Source organism: Croceibacterium atlanticum (genome assembly GCF_001008165.2).
Classification (GTDB): domain Bacteria; phylum Pseudomonadota; class Alphaproteobacteria; order Sphingomonadales; family Sphingomonadaceae; genus Croceibacterium_C; species Croceibacterium_C atlanticum.
In genome coordinates this window covers 340,924-360,777 of the sequence record NZ_CP011452.2, presented here as the reverse complement: position 1 = coordinate 360,777, position 19,854 = coordinate 340,924, and the positions used below count along the sequence as shown (strand labels likewise).

At 62.0% G+C, this 19,854-nt stretch carries 20 protein-coding genes and 1 tRNA gene; 7 read left to right on the top strand and 14 right to left on the bottom strand.

Features of this window, described 5'->3' with window-relative positions; genetic code table 11:
* The first annotated feature begins 75 nt into the window (after nt 1-75).
* Nucleotides 76-468, top strand: coding sequence for a hypothetical protein (locus WYH_RS01770; protein WP_046902459.1), 393 nt, complete (start codon nt 76-78; stop codon nt 466-468).
* A gap of 34 nt (nt 469-502) precedes the next feature.
* Here WYH_RS01770 and WYH_RS01765 read toward each other — a convergent pair whose 3' ends face one another.
* From WYH_RS01765 to tkt, 5 genes are all read right to left on the bottom strand, one after another.
* On the bottom strand, nt 503-1,402 hold the full coding sequence (locus WYH_RS01765; protein ID WP_046902458.1) for a fructose bisphosphate aldolase: 900 nt from the start codon (nt 1,400-1,402) through the stop codon (nt 503-505).
* 170 nt (nt 1,403-1,572) lie between these two features.
* Nucleotides 1,573-2,772 (bottom strand): phosphoglycerate kinase, encoded by a 1,200-nt coding sequence (locus WYH_RS01760; protein ID WP_046902457.1) that lies wholly within the window; start codon nt 2,770-2,772, stop codon nt 1,573-1,575.
* Nucleotides 2,772-3,230, bottom strand: coding sequence for an MOSC domain-containing protein (locus WYH_RS01755; RefSeq protein ID WP_046902456.1), 459 nt, complete (start codon nt 3,228-3,230; stop codon nt 2,772-2,774). Before WYH_RS01755 ends, WYH_RS01760 begins: the two co-directional genes overlap by 1 nt.
* 10 nt (nt 3,231-3,240) lie before the next feature.
* Nucleotides 3,241-4,248: a type I glyceraldehyde-3-phosphate dehydrogenase gene (gene gap / locus WYH_RS01750; protein ID WP_046902455.1), complete on the bottom strand. Its 1,008-nt coding sequence runs from the start codon at nt 4,246-4,248 to the stop codon at nt 3,241-3,243.
* A gap of 13 nt (nt 4,249-4,261) precedes the next feature.
* Complete coding sequence (gene tkt, locus WYH_RS01745) at nt 4,262-6,238, bottom strand: transketolase (protein WP_046902454.1); 1,977 nt, start codon at nt 6,236-6,238, stop codon at nt 4,262-4,264.
* A 185-nt stretch (nt 6,239-6,423) separates the two neighbouring features.
* Here tkt and WYH_RS01740 point away from each other — a divergent pair, with 185 nt between their 5' ends.
* The 4 genes from WYH_RS01740 (at nt 6,424) to WYH_RS01725 (ending at nt 7,957) form a co-directional block, all read left to right on the top strand.
* The gene (locus tag WYH_RS01740) at nt 6,424-6,624 is read left to right on the top strand and encodes a hypothetical protein (RefSeq protein ID WP_046902453.1); all 201 of its coding nucleotides are present in this window, start codon (nt 6,424-6,426) and stop codon (nt 6,622-6,624) included.
* Entirely contained in the window at nt 6,621-6,926 is a 306-nt protein-coding gene (locus WYH_RS01735; RefSeq protein ID WP_046902452.1) for a cell division protein ZapA, read from the top strand. The genes WYH_RS01740 and WYH_RS01735 overlap by 4 nt, the downstream gene beginning before the upstream one ends.
* Before the next feature lie 232 nt (nt 6,927-7,158).
* Nucleotides 7,159-7,752: a 5-formyltetrahydrofolate cyclo-ligase gene (locus tag WYH_RS01730; RefSeq protein WP_046902451.1), complete on the top strand. Its 594-nt coding sequence runs from the start codon at nt 7,159-7,161 to the stop codon at nt 7,750-7,752.
* Nucleotides 7,745-7,957, top strand: a complete 213-nt coding sequence (locus tag WYH_RS01725) for a DUF2842 domain-containing protein (RefSeq protein ID WP_046902450.1) — start codon at nt 7,745-7,747, stop codon at nt 7,955-7,957. Before WYH_RS01730 ends, WYH_RS01725 begins: the two co-directional genes overlap by 8 nt.
* Nucleotides 7,958-8,065: 108 nt before the next feature.
* On the opposite strand, the gene WYH_RS01720 is transcribed toward WYH_RS01725, so the two are convergent.
* Nucleotides 8,066-8,142: transfer RNA gene (locus WYH_RS01720), tRNA-Asp, on the bottom strand.
* A gap of 179 nt (nt 8,143-8,321) precedes the next feature.
* On the opposite strand from WYH_RS01720, the gene WYH_RS01715 reads away from it, so the two are divergent.
* Nucleotides 8,322-8,717, top strand: coding sequence for a hypothetical protein (locus tag WYH_RS01715; RefSeq protein WP_046902449.1), 396 nt, complete (start codon nt 8,322-8,324; stop codon nt 8,715-8,717).
* 7 nt (nt 8,718-8,724) lie between these two features.
* Here the strand turns inward: WYH_RS01715 and WYH_RS01710 are convergent, their stop codons facing one another.
* The 5 genes from WYH_RS01710 to WYH_RS01690 all read right to left on the bottom strand — a co-directional run bounded on the left by WYH_RS01710 (nt 8,725) and on the right by WYH_RS01690 (nt 14,816).
* Nucleotides 8,725-10,062: a dihydrolipoamide acetyltransferase family protein gene (locus WYH_RS01710; RefSeq protein ID WP_046902448.1), complete on the bottom strand. Its 1,338-nt coding sequence runs from the start codon at nt 10,060-10,062 to the stop codon at nt 8,725-8,727.
* 4 nt (nt 10,063-10,066) lie between these two features.
* The gene (locus WYH_RS01705; RefSeq protein ID WP_046902447.1) at nt 10,067-11,131 is read right to left on the bottom strand and encodes an alpha-ketoacid dehydrogenase subunit beta; all 1,065 of its coding nucleotides are present in this window, start codon (nt 11,129-11,131) and stop codon (nt 10,067-10,069) included.
* The gene (locus WYH_RS01700) at nt 11,119-12,399 is read right to left on the bottom strand and encodes a 3-methyl-2-oxobutanoate dehydrogenase (2-methylpropanoyl-transferring) subunit alpha (RefSeq protein WP_046902446.1); all 1,281 of its coding nucleotides are present in this window, start codon (nt 12,397-12,399) and stop codon (nt 11,119-11,121) included. The genes WYH_RS01705 and WYH_RS01700 overlap by 13 nt, the downstream gene beginning before the upstream one ends.
* A 265-nt stretch (nt 12,400-12,664) precedes the next feature.
* Nucleotides 12,665-13,555: an ROK family protein gene (locus tag WYH_RS01695; RefSeq protein WP_046902445.1), complete on the bottom strand. Its 891-nt coding sequence runs from the start codon at nt 13,553-13,555 to the stop codon at nt 12,665-12,667.
* Nucleotides 13,533-14,816, bottom strand: coding sequence for a glycoside hydrolase family 68 protein (locus tag WYH_RS01690; RefSeq protein WP_235979730.1), 1,284 nt, complete (start codon nt 14,814-14,816; stop codon nt 13,533-13,535). Before WYH_RS01690 ends, WYH_RS01695 begins: the two co-directional genes overlap by 23 nt.
* Before the next feature lie 134 nt (nt 14,817-14,950).
* Here WYH_RS01690 and WYH_RS01685 point away from each other — a divergent pair, with 134 nt between their 5' ends.
* On the top strand, nt 14,951-16,012 hold the full coding sequence (locus WYH_RS01685) for an alpha/beta hydrolase (RefSeq protein ID WP_156320042.1): 1,062 nt from the start codon (nt 14,951-14,953) through the stop codon (nt 16,010-16,012).
* 22 nt (nt 16,013-16,034) lie between these two features.
* Here the strand turns inward: WYH_RS01685 and WYH_RS01680 are convergent, their stop codons facing one another.
* The 3 genes from WYH_RS01680 to WYH_RS01670 are packed head-to-tail and all read right to left on the bottom strand — an operon-like array spanning nt 16,035 to nt 19,825.
* Entirely contained in the window at nt 16,035-17,312 is a 1,278-nt protein-coding gene (locus WYH_RS01680) for an MFS transporter (protein ID WP_046902444.1), read from the bottom strand.
* Between the two features lie 4 nt (nt 17,313-17,316).
* Nucleotides 17,317-18,423, bottom strand: coding sequence for an alpha/beta hydrolase (locus WYH_RS01675; RefSeq protein WP_156320041.1), 1,107 nt, complete (start codon nt 18,421-18,423; stop codon nt 17,317-17,319).
* Between the two features lies 1 nt (nt 18,424).
* The gene (locus tag WYH_RS01670; RefSeq protein ID WP_046902443.1) at nt 18,425-19,825 is read right to left on the bottom strand and encodes a neutral/alkaline non-lysosomal ceramidase N-terminal domain-containing protein; all 1,401 of its coding nucleotides are present in this window, start codon (nt 19,823-19,825) and stop codon (nt 18,425-18,427) included.
* Between the last annotated feature and the right edge of the window lie 29 nt (nt 19,826-19,854).

Genomic DNA, 19,854 nt, shown 5'->3' with positions numbered 1-19,854 from the left:
CGGCCATATCGCCTCACGCGGCGCAGGCCAATATGTTCAGTAGCGGGCAAGCCCGCCCGAGCTTATCTCCTGTGCATGAAAGCGCTGTTCGCGATTCCCGCCCTCGCCCTGCTCGCATCCTGTGGACACACGCCCGATGCCCCCATCGTGGAGAACGGGCCGCCCGCAGAAGGCGGACTGGTGCCCTTAGGCCAGCCGGTGAATGTTGGCCGCCTGGTGGCGACACCCGTGAAACTCGTGACCGACAGCCGATGTCCCGAAAATGCGCGCTGTATCCGCGCGGGGGAACTCATTGTCACCACCCGCATCGACGGTGCCGGCTGGCGCGAAACGCAGGATCTGACACTTGGCGAGCCCCATGCAACGCACGGAACCACCATCACCCTGGTGTCCGGCCTGCCGGGAAGGCAGGCGGGACAGGAAACACCGGCCGAAGCCTATCTTTTCGCCTATGAGGGCGGAGAATAGGAACGGCTGACCGGCCGCAGCCGGTCAGGACCGATCAGGCGGCGACCTTCTTCGTGCTGGCCGCGTGAATGGCGTCGATTGCTTCGCCCAGCGTCGCATCGAATTCCTCGTCGCTCATCTGCGCACGCAATTCTTCCAGCAGGGCACGGCTGAAGCTGGCGATCATGCCTTCGTTCTTCGCCAGTTCGGCGCAGGCTTCATCCCGGCTGTAGCCGCCGGAAAGCGCAACGACCTTCAGCACTTTGGGATGGTCAACCAGTGCCTTGTAGGTGTTGGGCACCACGGGAATCGACAGTTTGAGCATGACCTGCTGGCCATCGGGCAGAGCATCCAGATTCTTCAGGATCTCGTCCCGAAGGATCTTTTCACCCTCTGCGCGGTCTTCCGCCTTGATCGAATATTCCGGCTCCAGGATCGGCATCATGCCATGACCGATCACCTGCTTGCCCACTTCGAACTGCTGCGCAACAATTGCCGCGATACCGCTGGCCGATGCCTTGTTGATGACGGAGCGTTCCTTGGTGCCGAAGACGCCCAGCCCGCTTGCCCGGGTCAGAAGCGCATCCAGTTCCGGCATCGGCTTCATCAGCTGTACGCCGTCAGCCTCGTCCTCCAGCCCCTTGTCGATTTTGATGAAGGGAACCACGCCCTTTTCGATCAGCGCGGCAGGAACCGGCTTGCCGTCCACCATCCCGTCCATGGTCTTTTCGAACAGGATCGCACCGACAACCTTTTTGCCGCTGAAGCTGGGGGCAGTGATGATCCGGCAACGCATCTCATGGATCTTGCCATACATCTCGTCTTCGCCGTCCCACTCGTCATCGGAGACGCCATAGGCGCGCAACGCTTTCGGCGTGGAACCACCGCTCTGGTCCAGCGCGGCGATGAAGCCGTCTCCCTCGGCGATGGTGGCGGTCATTTCCTGCTTGTTCATTCGGCTGTTCCCCTGACGGCACCAGAAATCGCGCCTCGCTTAGCCAGCAGTCAGGCCCCATGCAACTGCATGTGTCCTGCCGTGCCAGGACGGCAAAGCTTACCGGACGACGCAGAAAACGGCTCGTCGCACGGCAGATGCCGGAACATTTATCCCGGCGAGCAGGCGTTTCAGCGTGAAAGCGCGGCGACGCCCGGCAGATCCTTGCCTTCCATCCATTCGAGGAACGCACCGCCTGCCGTGGAAATATAGCTGAAATCATCCGCCACGCCGGCATGATGCAGCGCCGCAACGGTATCGCCGCCGCCAGCGACCGAGATAAGCGAGCCTTCCTTCGTCAGCGCCGCGGCGACCTTCGCCAGGGCGACCGTCGCCGCATCGAAGGGCGGCGTTTCAAAGGCGCCAAGCGGGCCGTTCCAGACAAGCGTATGGCAGGTCTTGAGCACGTCGCCCAACGCCTCCACAGCCTGCGGACCGACATCGAGAATCATCTCGTCATTGGCAACTTCGTGGACATTGCAGGTTCGCACGCTCGGCGGATTGGCCGCAAATTCCTTCGCTACGACAACGTCATAAGGAAGGTGGACGGTGCACCCTGCTTCATCGGCGGCATCCATGATGGCTTCGGCCGTGCCGGTCAGATCATGTTCGCACAGCGATTTGCCTACATCGACCCCGCGGGCGGCGAGGAAGGTATTGGCCATGCCGCCGCCGATAATAAGGTGATCGACCTTGCTCACCAGATGCTGCAACACATCCAGCTTAGTGGAAACCTTCGCGCCGCCGACCACTGCCGCGACTGGTTTGCGCGGATTGCCCAGCGCCGCGTCGAGAGCTTCCAGTTCCTTCTGCATGGCGCGGCCCGCATAGGCGGGTAAAAGCCGCGCCAGCCCTTCGGTGCTGGCATGGGCGCGATGGGCCGCAGAGAAGGCATCATTCACATAGATATCGGCATTCGCGGCAATGCCGCTGGCAAAAGCCGGATCGTTCTTTTCCTCGCCCGGCCAGAAACGGGTGTTTTCCAGCAGGCCGATATCCCCATCCTGCAGGATCCCGATCGATTGCGCGACCACGGGCCCTTCCACCTCGGGGATGAACATGACTTCGCGCCCGAAGACTTCCTCGGCGGCGCCCTGAACCAGGCTCAACGACATGGTCGAATTGCGTTCGCCCTTCGGACGGCCGAAATGCGCGAGCAGCAGGACCTTCGCACCGGCGTCTGCGAGTTCGAGCACGGTCGGCGCCACTGCGCGGGCGCGCGTGAGATCGGTGACCGATCCGCCGGACATCGGCATGTTCAGGTCCACACGCACCAGCACAACCTTGCCCCGGACATCGCCAATATCGTCGAGAGTACGGAAATTCGCCATCACAGGATCCTTATTTCGTCACCGACGGCGATCTCACCGTCTTTCACCACGCGGCCCAGGAAACCGCCGCGCCAGTCCGGCGTCATCGCGGCGCGCAGGCCGGGAAGCAGCGCCTCCATACGCTCGCATGGTTCGCATTCGTCCATTATTTCGATGACAAGCGTGCCGCCGATGGCGATCCTGGTACCAATTTCCCGCGGGATGCGCAGCCCCGACACAAGCAGGTTGCGCCGGGAATTCCACCAGTCGAGATCACCGTGAATGTCGGCCAGGGCCGCAGCCCAGCTTTCGGCTTCGATCAGCGAAACCTGCCTTTTCGGCACTTTCTTCATGGAAGCCAGCGCGCCGCGGTGATCGCCCGCCACGCCGGCCGAAGCGGTGACGAAAACGGAACCTACCGTCTCCATCGGCCCCTTTGGCCGGTCGTGGCGCGCAATCCCTCTGAGCGTGCCGCTCAAGCCACTTTCCTTACAGGAAGCTCGCCATCACACCGGCAGTGTCGATCATCCGGTTGGAGAAGCCCCATTCATTGTCATACCAGGAGACGACGCGGGCAAGCTTGCCTTCCATCACCGAGGTTTCGAGGCTGTCCACGGTCGAACTGGCCGGGAAGTGGTTGAAATCGCTGCTGACCAGCGGCTGATCCGTATAGGACAGAACGCCCTTCATCGGGCCTTCCGACGCTGCCTTCAGCGCGGCGTTCAGTTCTTCCGCGCTCGTATCGCGCGAGGGAACGAAGCTCAGATCGACCAGCGAGACATTCGGCGTCGGCACGCGGACGGAGGAGCCATCCAGCTTGCCCTTCAGTTCTGGCAGGACGAGGCCGACAGCGCGGGCCGCACCCGTGGTTGTCGGGATCATGTTGGCCGCACCGGCGCGAGCGCGACGCAGATCCTTGTGGATCTGGTCCAGCATGCGCTGGTCATTGGTATAGGAATGGATCGTGGTCATGAAGCCACGCTCGATACCGACCGTGTCCTGCAGAACCTTGGCAACCGGCGCCAGGCAGTTGGTGGTGCAGCTGGCATTGGAAACGATGATGTCTTCCGCGGTCAGCACGTCATGGTTCACGCCATAGACAACCGTGGCGGAAACGCCGGTGGCCGGGGCGGAAATCAGAACGCGCTTGGCACCGGCATCGAGATGCGGCTTGGCGGCATCATGCGACTGGAAGAAGCCCGTGCATTCCAGCACGATGTCCACGCCCATCTCGCCATGCGGCAGATTACCCGGATCACGCTCGCTGGTAACGGCGATCTTCTTGCCGTTCACGATAATCGCGCCATCGTCAGCGGTCACTTCGCCGGGGAAACGGCCATGCACCGTATCATAGGCGAAGAGCAGCGCATTCGCCTTCGCATCGGCCAGATCGTTGATAGCGACGAGTTCCAGATCGTGATCGTCGCGTTCGAGAATCGCCCGGGCAACAAGGCGTCCAATACGCCCGAACCCGTTGATCGAAACCTTCGTCGCCATGAGTTAAACTCCCTCAGTTACCCAGTCTATCCAGGATTTTCGGAACAATCGCATCGACAGTGAAGCCGAAGCGTTCAAACAATTGATCGGCCGGAGCGGAAGCGCCGAAGCGATCGAGACCGATGCTCAGCCCGCCTGCCGTATAGCGTTCCCAGCCGAAGGTCGTGCCGGCCTCGATCGAAACGCGCAGCACGCCTGAATCGCTGGGCAGCACGTCCTCGCGATAGCTTTCAGGCTGTTCGTCGAACAATTCCGTGCAAGGCATGGAAACCACGTCCGCGCCGATGCCCTGGTTTTCCAGAGCTTCCGCCACATCGACCGCCAGCGACACTTCCGAACCCGTCGCGATCAGGATCACCTGCCGCGGGCCACTGGCATCGCGCAGGCGATATGCCCCGCGGGCGGACTTGTTTTCGCTGGCATCGCCGCGCAGCGCCGGCAGGTTCTGCCGTGTCAGCGCCAGCAGCGAGGGGCGGTCCTTCTGCGAAATCGCCAGTTCCCAGCATTCCGCGCATTCCAGCGCATCGGCGGGACGGAAATTGAGCAGATTGGGGATCGTCCGCAAGCTCTGCATATGTTCGACCGGCTGATGCGTCGGGCCATCTTCGCCCAGGCCGATGGAATCATGCGTCATCACATAGATGACGGGGATCTGCTGCAAGGCGGAAAGGCGAATGGCCGGGCGGCAGTAATCCGCGAAGACCAGGAAGGTGCCGCCATAGGGAATGATGCCGCCATGCAGCGCCATGCCGTTCATCGCCGCGCCCATGCCGAATTCGCGAATGCCGTAATAGACATAGCGACCGGCATAATCCTCGGCGGTGAGCGGCGTGGTGGACGGCGTCTTGGTGTTGTTTGACCCGGTGAGATCGGCCGAACCGCCGACCAGTGCGGGCACGGCCTGCGTCAGCACGGAAAGCGCCGCTTCGCTCGATTTGCGGGTGGCCATCTTCGGACCTTCCGAAGCGAGCTGCGCCTTGTATTCGGCCCAGTCGGCCAGTTCGGGCAGCTTGCCGGCCATACGGGCGGAAAACTCGCCGGCGCGATCGCTCGCGGCATGGCGTTCCTTCCACTGGGCATGAGCCTGCTTGCCGCGTTCGCCCGTGGCCCGCCAGTCGGCCAGGATATCCTCGGGCACTTCAAAGGGAGCGGCAGTCCAGCCCAGCGTCTTGCGGGCCAGCGCCACTTCGTCCTCGCCCAAGGGTGAACCATGCGTCTTGGACGTGCCCTGCATGTTGGGCGCACCCTTGCCGATCACGGTCTTGCAGGCGATGAGCGAAGGCCGATCATCCGCGATGGCGGCGTCTATCGCACGCTTGATATCGTCGGGATTGTGGCCGTTGCAGCTTTCGACATGCCAGCCGGTGGCGGCATAGCGGGCCTTCACATCCTCGCAGGTGGAAAGATCCGTGCTGCCGTCAATCGTGATATCATTGTCGTCCCACAGCACGATCAGATTGCCGAGCTTCAGATTGCCGGCCAGACCGATGGCTTCGTGGTTGATGCCTTCCATCAGGCAACCATCGCCGGCGATAACCCAGGTCCGGTGATCCACCAGATCGTCGCCGAATTCGGCATTCAGGTGCCGCTCCGCAATGGCCATGCCCACCGACATCGCCAGACCCTGGCCAAGCGGGCCGGTTGTCGCTTCCACCGCATCGAGCAGGAAGTTTTCCGGATGGCCGGCGCACGGGCTGCCCATCTGCCGGAAATTGCGGATGTCATCCATAGTCGGGCGCGCATAACCGCTGAGATGCAGCAGCGCGTAGATCAGCATGGAACCGTGGCCTGCCGACAGGACGAAACGGTCCCGATCGGGCCATGCCGGAGCCGTGGGATCGAATTTCAGATAATCGGACCACAATACAGTGGCGACATCAGCCATGCCCATCGGCATTCCCGGATGGCCGGAATTGGCCGCCTGAACCGCATCCATCGCCAATGCACGGACCGCATTTGCCATTGGTGCGAAACGGGCGGAATCGGTCATTTATGCTCTCCGGGTCGGGATCAGGTCGCTGGATCTTATTGGCCGCGATTCGGCTGCGCGCTCCTTGGGGGACCGCCGGGCTTCCCGTCAAGCTGCGGCAACCAGCTGCACCGGCGCTGGACAAGTAGAGCCATATTTACAGCTTCACGCGGCAAGTTTTTGCTTATGCGGCGAATTTCCACTAAATGGTCGGCATGTTGGAGGAAAGCATCTCGGATGCTCTGAAGCGGATCGAAGCGGCAGCCCGCCGGATCGAGGCGGCAAGCGAGGCTAAGGCCAGGCCCGCAGCCGATCCGGAGCTGGAGCGCAAATACACCGCGCTCAAGGCGGAAACCTCGGCAGCGCTTGCCGATCTGGACCGGTTGATCGGGACGCTCGAACGATGAGCAATGTCACTCTGGAAATAGGCGGCAGACGCCTTTCCGTCGCCTGCGGAGAAGGCGAAGAAGCGCATATCGCCGCGCTGGGCCGCATGATCGACGGCAAGGTTTCCGGCCTCCCGAATCTGCCCGCCCAGTCAGAGGCGCGCATATTGCTTTACGCCGCCCTGTTGCTGGCTGACGAGATCCATGAACTCAGGAACGCCGCCGCGCCGCAGGGCGGAATTGACGCCGCGCCGCTGGTGGCCCTGGCCGAAAAACTCGAAAGCCTCGCTTCTCGGCTTGAGGGTGCCGGGCCAAGCTCCTAAATAGGCCGCGGCGGGACTGCCCGGCACGAGCCGTTCGAGAATATCCCTGAGGCTATAAGCAATCCATGGGAGCTGTCCCTGCCCGGCTCACGGGTTCGTCCTGAGGGTCGGTGCATATGGCGCCCACCTGACGTTGAGGCGTCAGAGGATTTCCCGGCAAACGACCCATGGTGGTTCCGCCACTTCACCCGGCCCGACGCGGCAGGTTTATTGAACGTCGAGGAGCAGGTGGATGACTGCGGATATTTCCCAACGCAAGAAGCAGCTTCGAAGCGAGCTGCGCGCCAGGCGGCGGCATTATGCCATGACTCTCCCTCGCGAAGAGCGGGCACTGGTGTTCCATCGCCCCCCCGCCCCGCTGCTGCGGCTGGTCCCCGAAGGCGCGACCATCGGCCTGTACCGCGCCGAACCCGGCGAAGCTCCGGCGGCAAGCTATGCCAGATTCTTCATGGAAAACGGCCACCCCATCGCCCTTCCCCGCGTGACCACGCTGGATCGCCCGATGGAGTTTCGCAAACACACCGATCCATTCGAGGAAAGCGATCTGGAAGACGGGCCGATGGGCCTGCGCCAGCCGGGGCTGGACGCACCGATTGTCGAACCCGAAGTTCTTTTCATGCCCCTTGTCGGCTTTACCGAACGGGGCGAGCGGCTTGGCCAGGGCGGCGGATATTACGATCGCTGGCTGGCCGCCCATCCAGCCACGATCGCCATCGGCATGGCGTGGGACGTGCAGGAGGTTGAGGAACTGCCGTTGGAAGACCACGACATCCCGCTGAGCGCCATCGTCACCCCCAGCCGCATTCTGGGGCCTTTCGATGCGTGAGAAACCGACTCTGAGAATCCCGATCGGCATTCTTGCCTTGCTGGCCGGACTGACTCTCTACGCCCTTGGCGTGATGTGGGCATCGCAATGGATAGAGCGGACGCATGTCCTGCTGCAGACGATTATCTATCTGGTGCTGGGCGTCGCCTGGCTGCTGCCTCTGCGGCGATTCCTGATCTGGATGGAAACCGGGCGCTGGGGATAATCCCGGCGCTTTCCATGTAACACCGGCGATTGCGGCACTGTGCGCGCAATCCGTTACGCCCCTGTAACAGGGGGCTTTTTCACGTAACTGATTGGAAAATATCCCAAGTGGCGCGAGTGACGGGACTCGAACCCGCGACCTCCGGCGTGACAGGCCGGCGCTCTAACCAACTGAGCTACACCCGCGTAATTGGGCGTTGCACCGCTTGGGAGCCGCGCCACTAGGCCAGCGGATCGGGGCTGTCAACTCGCTCTTTGCACCCTTTTTCACTCTTGTCCGAAAGTCTGTGCATTAACCATATTTTGGGCTTCATCGCGCAACGAAAAGGCACCGGCGGCACCATGCCGCGCAATCGGGGCCACGCATGAACAGAATCATTGCCCTCGCCGCCTTGCTGTCTCCTGCGGTGGCCCATGCCGAACCGCGCGTGATGATCGATTCGAGCGTCTTTGTGGAACGGAAGGCGGATATTGTCCGGCAGCTGAAACCGGCGGAACGCCTGGCAAGCGGCGATCGCATCGTGAAAGTGTTACGATGGAAAGCGCCGGCAAATGGCGAATATACCGCCACCACCACCCCGGTGCCGAAGGGCGTATCCCTTCGCGGCGCGAGTCGCGAAGGGATGGAATTTTCTACAGATGGCGGTCGAAGCTGGCAGCGCCTTGCGGACGGCCGTTTCCTGCCACAGGGCATAACGCACCTACGCTGGCCCCTCGGCAAGGGGCCTGGCAGCCTGACCTATCGCGCTATCGTGCTCTGAAGGATTGTCAGTCGGCCAGAATCAGGGCCGGTGTTTCGATCAACCGCTTCACTGCCTGCACGAAAGCCGCCGCGTCATACCCATCCACCACGCGGTGGTCGCAGCTGATCGACAGGTTCATCAGCTTGCGTTTGGCGATGCGTTCGCCGCCTGTCTCGTCCGGCACAAATACGGGCCGCTCCACGATCCGGTTGGGCGCGAGAATCGCCACTTCCGGCTTGTTGATCACCGGGGTCGAGGCGATGCCGCCTAGCGGCCCCAGCGAAGTCAGCGTGAAGGTGGAGCCGGAAAGCTCTTCCGACCGGGCCTTGCCGGTCCGTGCAGCTTCGGACAGGCGCAGAATCTCGGCAGCAAGCTGCCACAGATTCATTCCCTGCGCATTGCGGATCACTGGCACCATCAGGCCCGAATCGGTCATGGTGGCCATGCCCATGTGAACCGCGCCATGGCGCGTGACGACATTCGCTTCATCGTCATACCGGGCATTGAGCATCGGAAAATCCGGTATCACCCGGCAGATCGCGGCAATAAGCAGCGGCAGCATGGTCAGCTTGGGCCGCTCGTCCCCATCCTTGTGTGCGCGTTTCGCGTTCAGATCGGCCCGCAGCTTTTCCAGCTCGGTAACATCGCATTCCTCGACATAGGTGAAATGCGGAATGCTGCGCTTTGCGGCGGCCATGTTTTCGGCAATGCGCCGCCGCAGGCCCACCACCTTGATCGTTTCGTCCGGCCGGGCGCCGCCAGCCGGGGCATATCCCCGCGAAGCGCCATAGCTGAGAAAAGCATCGAGATCGGCATGACGCACACGTCCATCCTGCGCCGGACGCACCTCGCACAGATCGATGCCCAGCTCCTTCGCCCGTTTGCGGACGGCAGGGCTGGCCAGAACCTTGGGCGCACCCGGCGGCCGGCTTCCCTGCGGCGGCGCGGTGAAGGCCGGGGAAGATGGCGGAGCGGGTGGCGGCGGTGCAGGCTCCACCTGCTGGACTGACTGCGACTGTTCCTCTTCAGGTTCAGGCGGGGGAGGAGGTGCGGGAGCCGGTGCAGGCTCCGCCTGATCGCCGGCGGCTTCGTTCTGTGCCGCCACATCGTCCGGCACACTGCCTTCCACTTCGAGCACGACCAGAGGCGAGCCGATGGCAATCACATCGCCGGCTTCGCCCGCGACTTCCAGCACCTTGCCCGCCACCGGGCTTTCCATTTCGACCGTCGCCTTGTCGGTCATCATGTCGGCCAGGCGGCCGTCTTCCTCGACCATGTCGCCCGGTTTCACATGCCAGGCAACGATCTCCGCCTCGGCGATGCCTTCGCCGATATCCGGCAGATTGAAGGTAAATCGTGCCATGGGCCTACTCGCTCAGCAATTTGTCGATCGCCTCGCCAATGCGGATCGGGCCGGGGAAATAGGCCCATTCGAGGCTATGCGGATAAGGGGTATCGAAGCCGGTCACACGTTCGACCGGCGCTTCGAGATGGTAGAAACAGCGTTCGGTCACCAGGGCCGACAATTCGGCGCCGAAACCGGCCGTGCGCGTCGCTTCGTGGACAATCAGGCACCTGCCTGTTTTCTCCACCGACTTTTCCACAGCCTCTATATCCAGCGGAACGATGGTGCGCAGATCGAGAATCTCGGCATCGACGCCCTTCTCCCGGCACACGCCCTCCGCAACATGCACCATCGTGCCATAGGCGAGAATGGTCAGCGCATTGCCTTCCTGCACGATACGCGCCTTGCCCAGTGGAATGGAATAATAGCCTTCCGGAACGGCCGCGCCGGGATGGCCTTTCCATGATTTGGTCGGACGGTCGTAATATCCATCGAAAGGACCATTATAGATCCGCTTCGGTTCGAAGAACATCACCGGGTCATTGTCCTCGATCGCGGCGATCAGCAGGCCCTTCGCGTCATGCGGGGTGCTGGGCACGACCGTCTTGAGGCCGGAAACATGGGCGAAGATCGCCTCCGGGCTCTGGCTGTGCGTCTGGCCACCGAATATCCCGCCGCCAAAGGGGCTGCGGATTGTCATCGGCGCGATAAATTCCGCGGCAGAGCGATAACGCAATCGCGCCGCTTCGCTCACGATCTGGTCCAGCCCCGGATAGATATAATCAGCAAACTGGATTTCGGGCACCGGGCGCAAGCCATAGGCCCCCATCCCCACCGCCACGCCGACAATGCCGCATTCGCTGATCGGCGTGTCGAACACCCGCGTCTTGCCATATTTCTCCTGCAGGCCGGCAGTGCAGCGGAACACGCCGCCGAAATAGCCGATATCCTCGCCCATCAGGATCACGTCCGGGTCACGCTCCAGCATGACGTCCAGCGCTTCATTGATCGCGTCGATCATGTTGAGATCGCGCACCGGCGCATCGGCCAGGGTCACGGGATCTTCGTCCGAACTTACTCCGGCCATTTGATTTCCCTTTCGCGGATCGCCGCCTTGCTCTGCTCGCGCAAATTCCAGGGCAGTTCCTCGAACACATCCTCGAACATGGTGTGGAAGGGATGATGCAGGCCGTGGCCGAGGATACCGTTCTTCTCGGCCTCCTTGGTGGCTTTCAGCACCTGCTCCGCCAGTTCGCGATCCATTTCCGCCTGCTGGTCTTCCGACCATTCCCCGATGGCGATAAGGTGATTCTTCAGCCGCGCGATCGGATCGCCCAGCGGCCATTCGGCAAATTCCTCTGCGCTGCGATAGACGCTGGGATCGTCGGAGGTGGAATGCCCTTCCGCCCGATAGGTAAAGAACTCGATCAGGGTCGGGCCATTATTCGACCGCGCCCGGTCCGCCGCCCAGCGTTCCGCCGCATAGACGGCCAGGGGATCGTTCCCATCCACCCGCAACCCGGCAATGCCATAGCCAATGGCGCGCGCCGCGAAACTCGTCCGCTCTGCCCCGGCAAAACCGGAAAAGCTGGAAATCGCCCACTGGTTGTTGACCACGTTGAAAATGGTGGGCGCGTTATAGACTGCCGCGAATGTCAGGGCGGAATGGAAATCCCCTTCTGCCGTTGATCCTTCACCCACCCAGGCCGCGGCAATCTTGCTGTCGCCCCGAATGGCGCTGGCCATGGAAAAGCCGGTCGCCTGCGGCAATTGCGTGGCCAGATTGCCGGAGATCGAGAAGAAATTGACCGACTTCGCCGAATAGAGAATCGGCAATTGCCGGCCCTTCAACTTGTCTGCCCGGTTGGAATAGATCTGGTTGACCATTTCCAGCATCGGATAGCCGCGCGCGATCAGGCAGCCCTGCTGGCGATAGGACGGGAATATCATGTCTTCGAAATCAAGCGCGTGGGTCGCCGCGACCGAGGTCGCCTCCTCACCCGTGCATTTGAGATAGAAGCTGGTCTTGCCCTGCCGCTGCGCCCGGTACATCCGTGCATCGAAGGCCCGCACCAGCGCCATCTCGCGCAGGATCCCGCGCAATCTTTCGGGCGCGAGCCGCGGATCCCATGGGCCATGAGCCAGATTGTCATCGCCCAGGACACGGATCAGATCCGTGCAGAGCGGATTCGTCTCGCTTGCGGCACAGGCTTCGTCCGGGCGCGGCTGTTCGCCTGCCCCGGGAAGGTCCAGATAAGTGAAATCAACCTTGTCGCCGGGCCGGAACTTCGGTTCGGGGACATGCAACGCAAGACGTGGCCGGTTCGCCGCCGCCTCTGCATCGTCCTTGGGCATCCTCTGCTCCCGTATGAATCTTTTATCCGGGCGACATATTATTAGTTACAAGGGAAACCGTCAACGTCACCGCGCTGCCCCTGACCGAAGCAGACCAGGAACCAGCCGCCTCGGCGCGGAGACTGTTTCCGGCAAATGATCGAAGATCGAATCCGGTTTCCTCAGCAATTCAAGCTTCGGACCGGCGGAGGGTTCCCGGACGGATGTATCTTCGGTCGGGTTTACTTGATTACAGAAGAGGCGCGCGGCACCGCCGGCAGCTTTTTCATCGCTGCTGCAAGGACGATTGAGCCAGTGCCACAGCACCCATCGGCCCGGCATCGGCGCCGAGAGACGCAATCCGGATCCTGTCCCGCGCCCCCGCATCGTCCAGAGCAGGCAGATAATCCCCCAGGCGCGACACGACATGATCCCTGATTTGCGAAAGGAGGAACTGCCGCGCCAGGGACACCGTGCCGCCAAACAGGATCCGGTTCGCAGAATGGGTCAGTATGACCGCACAGGCTAGCTCGCCAAGATCATGCGCCACATTGGTCCAAAGCGGATGATCGTCAGGCACGTCCGGTGCAGCCATGCCAAAACGCGCGGCTATTGCCGGGCCGCTGACAAGCCCTTCGATACAATCCCCGTGGAATGGACACACGCCCGGGAAATCGTCCCCAGCCGCACGGCGGAGGCGCAAATGGCCGATTTCGGGGTGCATCGCGCCGTGTACGGGCTTGCCGTCAAGGAGCAGGCCTCCACCCACGCCAGTGCCTATGGTGATATAACAGATTGCCCCGCACCCGGCCCCCGCGCCCCACCGGAATTCCGCCAATGCCGCAGCGTTTACATCCGTATCGATCGACCAGGGACAATCGAGGCCAGCGCTCAGCACTTCCGCAATGCGCGCGCCGTCCCACCCGCGCTTGGGCGTTGCCAGCATCGTGCCGAACCCCTCCCGGCCAGGGTCAAGTTGCAAGGGGCCGAAAGATGCCATGCCAAGGGCAGCGAAGGGCGCTTCGTCCCACCATCCCCGCAAAATCGCATTTATGGTCGGAAGGGTTGAACCCGGTTCAAGGGTCGGCAAGATTTCCCGCGCGACGATCCTATCGTCATCCGCGAGCACGGCGATGGATTTCGTGCCGCCCAGTTCAACGCCGGCCAGCCGCGCCATCCCCGCCCTCCTGCTTCACCAGCCCCGCCTTGTCTCCGTCGAGCCACAATTGCAGCATCGGGGCGAAGGTCGCCCCGAACCGCCGGGGGCCGCCATTCTGCGAAGCAGTGCCCCAATCATCCACGAAGCTGGTCACCTGCAGGTCCGGCATCACGAACCAGCTATAGGCCTGGCGCGGTGCTTCTGGCGGATTGGCGAATACCAGGCTACTGCCATTGAGCGGGTGCCATCCATGCAGCAGGTTTTCGGAAACCATCCCGTAGAGGCCGGTTGGCCCGACCGGCCCCTGCGGATCGAACACATGGGACTGGGTGGACCAGAACAGATAATACAGCCCTTCATGGCGAACCACGTGGGGACGTTCCAGTTCGTTATTCAACCCATCCGCGCTGACCACCGGCGGTAATGTCTCCCAATCCGATCCGGCATCATCCTGCGCCGCGGCAACACCGATGACGCCGTTGAATGCGGAAGAGGATTGCGCAGCGGACGCAGCGAAGAAGAGATAGTCCCGCCCGCTCTTGTCGTCATGAAAGAAAGCTGGATCGCGGAATGCCTTTATCGTCCCGATCCTGCCGCTTCCCGCCTCGCTCGCCATATATTGCGCAGGGTCACGCTGCACGACCTCTTCAAGATCGCGCCAGTCCACCAGACAGGGTGCCTCGCAATCGCCGCCAAGAGTGGCACGCGCCACGAACATGCGCTGCAGGAAGCTCGGTTCAGCTTCGCCCTTCCGGCCGGCAGCGGTGAAATAGAGCGTGACCGTGTCGCTCTGCCCGTCGAGAACCGCGGAACCCGACCACTCCCGGCTGCCGGGAGAAAATCCATCCGGCATGGCATGGCCCAGATGCTGCCATTCATCGCCTGACAGCCGAAGCAGATGGATACGTGCGTGCCCATGCCGCATTTCGGGATCGGGAAAATGCGGCGCGCCGAGTGCCATCCACAGCGTCGATCCATCTGCCAGGCGCGCCGGCATCCCGGCCGCTTCCTGAATGGGCCAGGCGTCCCAGAAATCCACATCGGAGGCGATACGCGCAAAGTCATCCTGCGTGAGCACAGGCGCCGTCTGACAGGCCCCGTCAGCGCCGATCGACTTCACATGGTCAGGCGTCCAGGCAGACAGGCTGGCTTCCGCCGGTTGCGAAGAAACAGCAGGAAAATCCGCCCCCTTCAAGACAACGCCCCCTGCCTGCGTACTGCCGCGCTTCGACAATTCATGCCCATCCGGTGAATCCGCACTGGCAAGCCACCTCCGCAACTGAAAACCTTTTTTGCCAACATCGCTTTAGACAAAGGAACATCATAGGGCAATCGATTGCATTTACTCTTGCATTTCGACTGACAGGCACATCTTATGTACAAGACCGCAAAAAAGGCAGCGAGGGGAGATGGATGATGGACCGACGCAGTTTCATGGGCGCCAGCATTGGCGCAGCGGCAACGATCGGAGCTTTCGGCACGGCACCGCTTCTGGCCCGTGGCAATTCCGGCACCATTGATCCCATCGCTTATCTCGACCCTGAGCTGCGCCCGGCGGCAAGGCAGTTGCTGGCCGGCGGGAATCTCGCTCTCAGTAGCGATGCCCTCCCCGCAATGCGCGCAGAAGGGAAAGCCAGTGCGCAGCCTACCCTGCCCGAAATAGATGTCAGCAAGCGGACCATTCCGGGCGCCCCCGGATTGCCGCCCGTGACCGTCTATGTCGTGAATGGCGGCAAGGCAGGATCGCGGCCAGCCATTCTCCATACTCATGGCGGCGGCCACATTCTCGGCTCTGCCGAGGGGGAGCTGCGGTATTTGCAGGAACTGGCGCGCGATCTGGATTGCCTGCTGGTAACGGTCGAATACCGGCTTGCCCCGGAAACCCGCTATGACGGTTCCATCGAAGATAATTATGCGGCCCTCAGATGGTTGCATGCAAATGCCGTGGAACTCGGCGCGGACCCATCGCGCATTGCGCTGCTGGGGGAAAGCGCTGGCGGAACGCATGCGGCATTACTGGCAATTACCGCACGCGATCGAGACGAAGTGCCGGTGCTGTTCCAGGCGCTCGTCTATCCCATGCTGGACGACCGGACCGGATCGACCCGCCAGATGCCGCCATGGATCGGTGCAATCCTGTGGGATGCAGCGGCCAACCGCTTCGGGTGGGAGGCGTTTCTGGGAACGAAGCCGGGCGGCACCGAAATCCCGGTGGCCGGTGTACCCGCGCGGATCCCCGATCTGTCCGGCCTTCCGCCAGCCTGGATCGGCGTGGGCGGCGCCGACCTGTTCGTCGAGGAAGACGTGGAATACGCTTCCCGATTGACGGAAGCCGGCGTACCGACGGAACTGCTCGTCGTGCCGCGCGCATTCCATGCCTTTGATCGGATAGTTCCGGACGCGGCGGTTTCGCAGCGTTTCACCGCAGCAAAGATGGATGCCTTGCGCCGGGCCTTTGCACGCGGCGCGGATTGATCTTTCCGCCCTGTCCCGTGGCTCACCCCGTTACCGGGGCGGCTTCCACTTCCGCGGTGTGATAATCGTCGAGATTGCGCTGCGCCAGACGCGCGGCGAATGGTTGCCGGGCTGCGTTCCAGGCGCATTGCACCACCAGCAGCGTGGCCATCACCGCGCCCAGCACGATGCTGTAGGCGCTATCGCCCAGCCAGTCACCCAATGCGCCCATTGCCAGCGGCGCGAAGACCGCGCTCAGGCAGGTGAAGAACAGCAGCAGCCCGGCGACCGATCCGTGACGCCCCTTGTCGAAACAGCTGATGCCGGTCGAATTGATCGTGGGATAAAGCACGGACATGAACAGTCCGGTCACAGGCAGCGCGAAGATTGCAACCTCCCGCCCACCGATGACCGCCGCCCAGAACAACAATGCCATTGCCGTGCTGCACAGGAGGAGGACCGTGGTCCAGTTCATGCGCGACAGCAGCCAGACACCCACGAACCTGCCGGCCGCGCGCAGCACGAAGAAGATCGACACGGCATAGGCGGCAAGAGCCACCCAGGAACCTGAATAATCCGCCAGATAGGTCGGAGCCCAGACATAGACGGCCGCCTCCGCACCGACATAGAACATCAGCGCCGTCCCGAAGAACAGCGCAGTGGGATCGGCCGCGAGGCGGATCGCCTCTGTCGGGGAAGTCGCCTTGTCCCTGGCGATCACCGGGCGCGGAAATCTGGCCGTGGCCGAACCGAGTATCAGGAGGCCGCACATCGCCGCGGCGATCAGATAGACCCAGGTCCAGCTTGCGCCCACCTGCAGCAGATAGGCCACGATGGCTGGGCCGATAATGGCACCGACGCCGAAGAAGCCCTCGATCAGGTTCATCGTCCGGGCATGTTCGTGGGTGGAGCGTGAAAGATCGCCGATCAGCGCCAACGCTCCGGCCTTGAAAATGCCGATTCCAAGACCCGAAACAAACAGCAATGAAACAAAGAACAGGAAATCGTTCCCCGCTGCGAACAGCGCGGATCCCAGTCCGAACATGGTCAATCCGATCAGGATAGTGACCTTGCGGCCCAGCCGATCGGCCAGGAAGCCCAGGGCGATGGCTGAGATCGCAATGCCCGACATGGTCGCATATTGAAACGATCCACCGGCAGTCAGGCCAAGATCGAATTGGCGGATCACTTCGGGAATCACGGTCCCGACGGAATCGGTGGTCATGGCGAACATCGCGAACATCGCGAAAACCAGGATCTTCAGCAGCGTTGAACTGCCCACCGCCGCACCGGCTTCGGCCGGGCCCTGTCTGCTTGCCATGGTTCTACTCTGCCAGATGGGTTTGAAAGAAGTCGGCCATGATGTCGTAAGCCGCGCGGGATTCACGCAATTCCGAATTGTAGATGAAGCCGTGGAACATGCCTTCCCAGCCATGGAAACGGGATTCCACTCCTGCCGAGGCCAACCGGTTATGGGAATTGAGCGCCGAGGAGAATTCGAAGGAACGAGTGCCGGTAATGAACAATGTCGGCGGGAAGTCCGCCACGACTTCGCGGGAAGCCAGCGGATAGGCCAGCGGATCGTCCGTGGAGGCAGCGTCGAGATAGCCGGGGCTATCATCGCCGGCGGGCGGAGCGGCCACACTGTCCGACAAACGCGGCAGATTGCCGGTCAACGGACCGGAAAGCACCGTGGATTCCCCGCCGAAATATCCGCTCAACGAAGCGCAGAAGACACCGACCGCCGCAGGGTTGGGAAGATCGTTGGCGCGGAACCAGGCGATGGATTGTGCAGTCAGCAGGCCTCCTGCCGAACATCCGTAAATGCCGATACGGGAAGGCTCATACTGTTTCAGCAGTTCACGATAGACCGCCGCGACGTCCTCACTCGCGGCGGGAAATGCGTGTTCCGGGGCCATCCGGTAATCGACCGAAACCACTTTGATTTTCATCAGCGCAGCCAGCGGAACCGATTCCACCAGGGAAGCCGACCGTCCGCCCGTGACGAAACCGCCGCCATGCAGGTTGATCAGCACCCGGTCGGCGTTTTCGGGGGAGATGCCTTCGGCCGGGGTGACCACGTCAGTCACGATGCCGCCGATCTCCTCCTCCGCAACGGCAACAGCATAGCGTTCCCGCATCGGCTTCAGGAAGCCGTGCATGATCTCGTCCTGGCGGACGCGCTCGGCCTCGATATCGGGTAATGGCGTGCCGAAGGGCTTGTTCAGAATTAGGTGGCGCAGATAGGCCCGCCCTTCCGGGCTGGTGAACTGGGAAAGCGGAACATTCACCCCGTCCAGACGGATGGTGCCGTCAGCGGCAATCCTGTCATCCTCAGGTTCTTCGCCAAACGCGGCAGCAGGCAGGCTTGCCGCAACCATGGACGCGGCAATTCCAATCAGGCGCAGCGTGCCTGTTTTCTGCCCCTGCACGCTATTCACCCCCTGCTCTGTCGATCAGATCCAGCAGGCCTTCGACAATGGCCGTCTCCGCGCAGCCCGGCTTCAGGCGGGATGAAACAACCTCGAAAGTATGCTGGTTGAATGCCGCATCATTAGGGATGTAGCCGGAACGGGCCGCGCCATTCGTAAGCGTCGCCATCATCGTGTTCCTGTAAGGCGATTCATCCTTGAAGCGCTGGGCAATCAGGGTGAAGATTTCAGCGTCCACGCCGCCGATCACGACATTGCCGATCTTCAACAGGCTGAGTTGCAGATCGATCGGATCGGCATCTTCATACGTGCCGGCATAACCCGCCCGCCCCTCGTCCAGTCGACGGCGGCCGGGACAGGTCGCCGTTTTCAGTGCGCCGGCAATGGTAACGCGCTCTTCTGGCCGCTGTAATCCCTCGCGCATCACGTGAAGAACTTCTTCTGCGAGCATGAGGCCAAGAGCGCTGTTGATCCGCTTTTGCTGATCGAGCAGCAGACGCACCTTCGGATTGCTGCGATCCAGCCCCTGGCCGCCGGGCGGCATGGCATTGCTGATATCTTCACCGCGACGGGCATAATCGGCGATACGGATTTCACGCAGATCGTAAGTCTGCTGGAAAAAGATCGGGTTCTGATCGCCAGAAGCACCGCTGGACCATACCGCCACGGCGTCTCCGCCAAGCGATTCCTCGATATAATTCGATGCAGCACCCGGAATATCGGCACTGATCATGTCCAGCGTTCCCGTGATGACCGGGTGAACAGCATAATTGTAATAGACCGCGATCGGCTCGCCCGAGAGTGTCTCGAACCGCAGGACCGCAACGGTCTGGTCGGAAGGCCCTTCATAATTCGGGCCTTCCCACCAGCGACGCGTCTCGGGGTCGATGATGTTGCGGTTGACATTGATGTGAGAAATGCCGGTACCAAACGCCATGCGCGCGGGCTGCATGGAGGCGGCAGCTTCGGCCATGGATTGAAAGATGCGTTCTTCGAAATCACCGGAACGCACGAATGGCGCCGAATGCGTATGGGTCGCCGTCAACATCACATTCTCTCGCGGAATGCCAAGTTCGGCCTCGGCCCGCTCTCCAAGGCGCCGCCACGCATCCGTGGGAAGCATCCCGGCATCCACGGTTACCATCGCCGCCTTTTCGATATCATTGCCGACAACAATCGCGCGTACATGAAGCGGGTCGAGAACGCCGGTCATGTTCTGCGGCATTTCATCTTCGCCGGGAGTGACATCGATCCTGGCGGCACCCACAAGCAACTGGCCAGTATCTTCCCCGGCCAGGGCCGGTGCGGCGAAACCCGCCGGAAGCAACAGGGCCGCCAGAACAAGCAAGGCAGCCTGGCGCAGGCCGGATCTCGCAACGATGGCGGTCAAAAGTTCAAGCATGGTCTCTCCCGGCGATCGTTCTTTGCAAT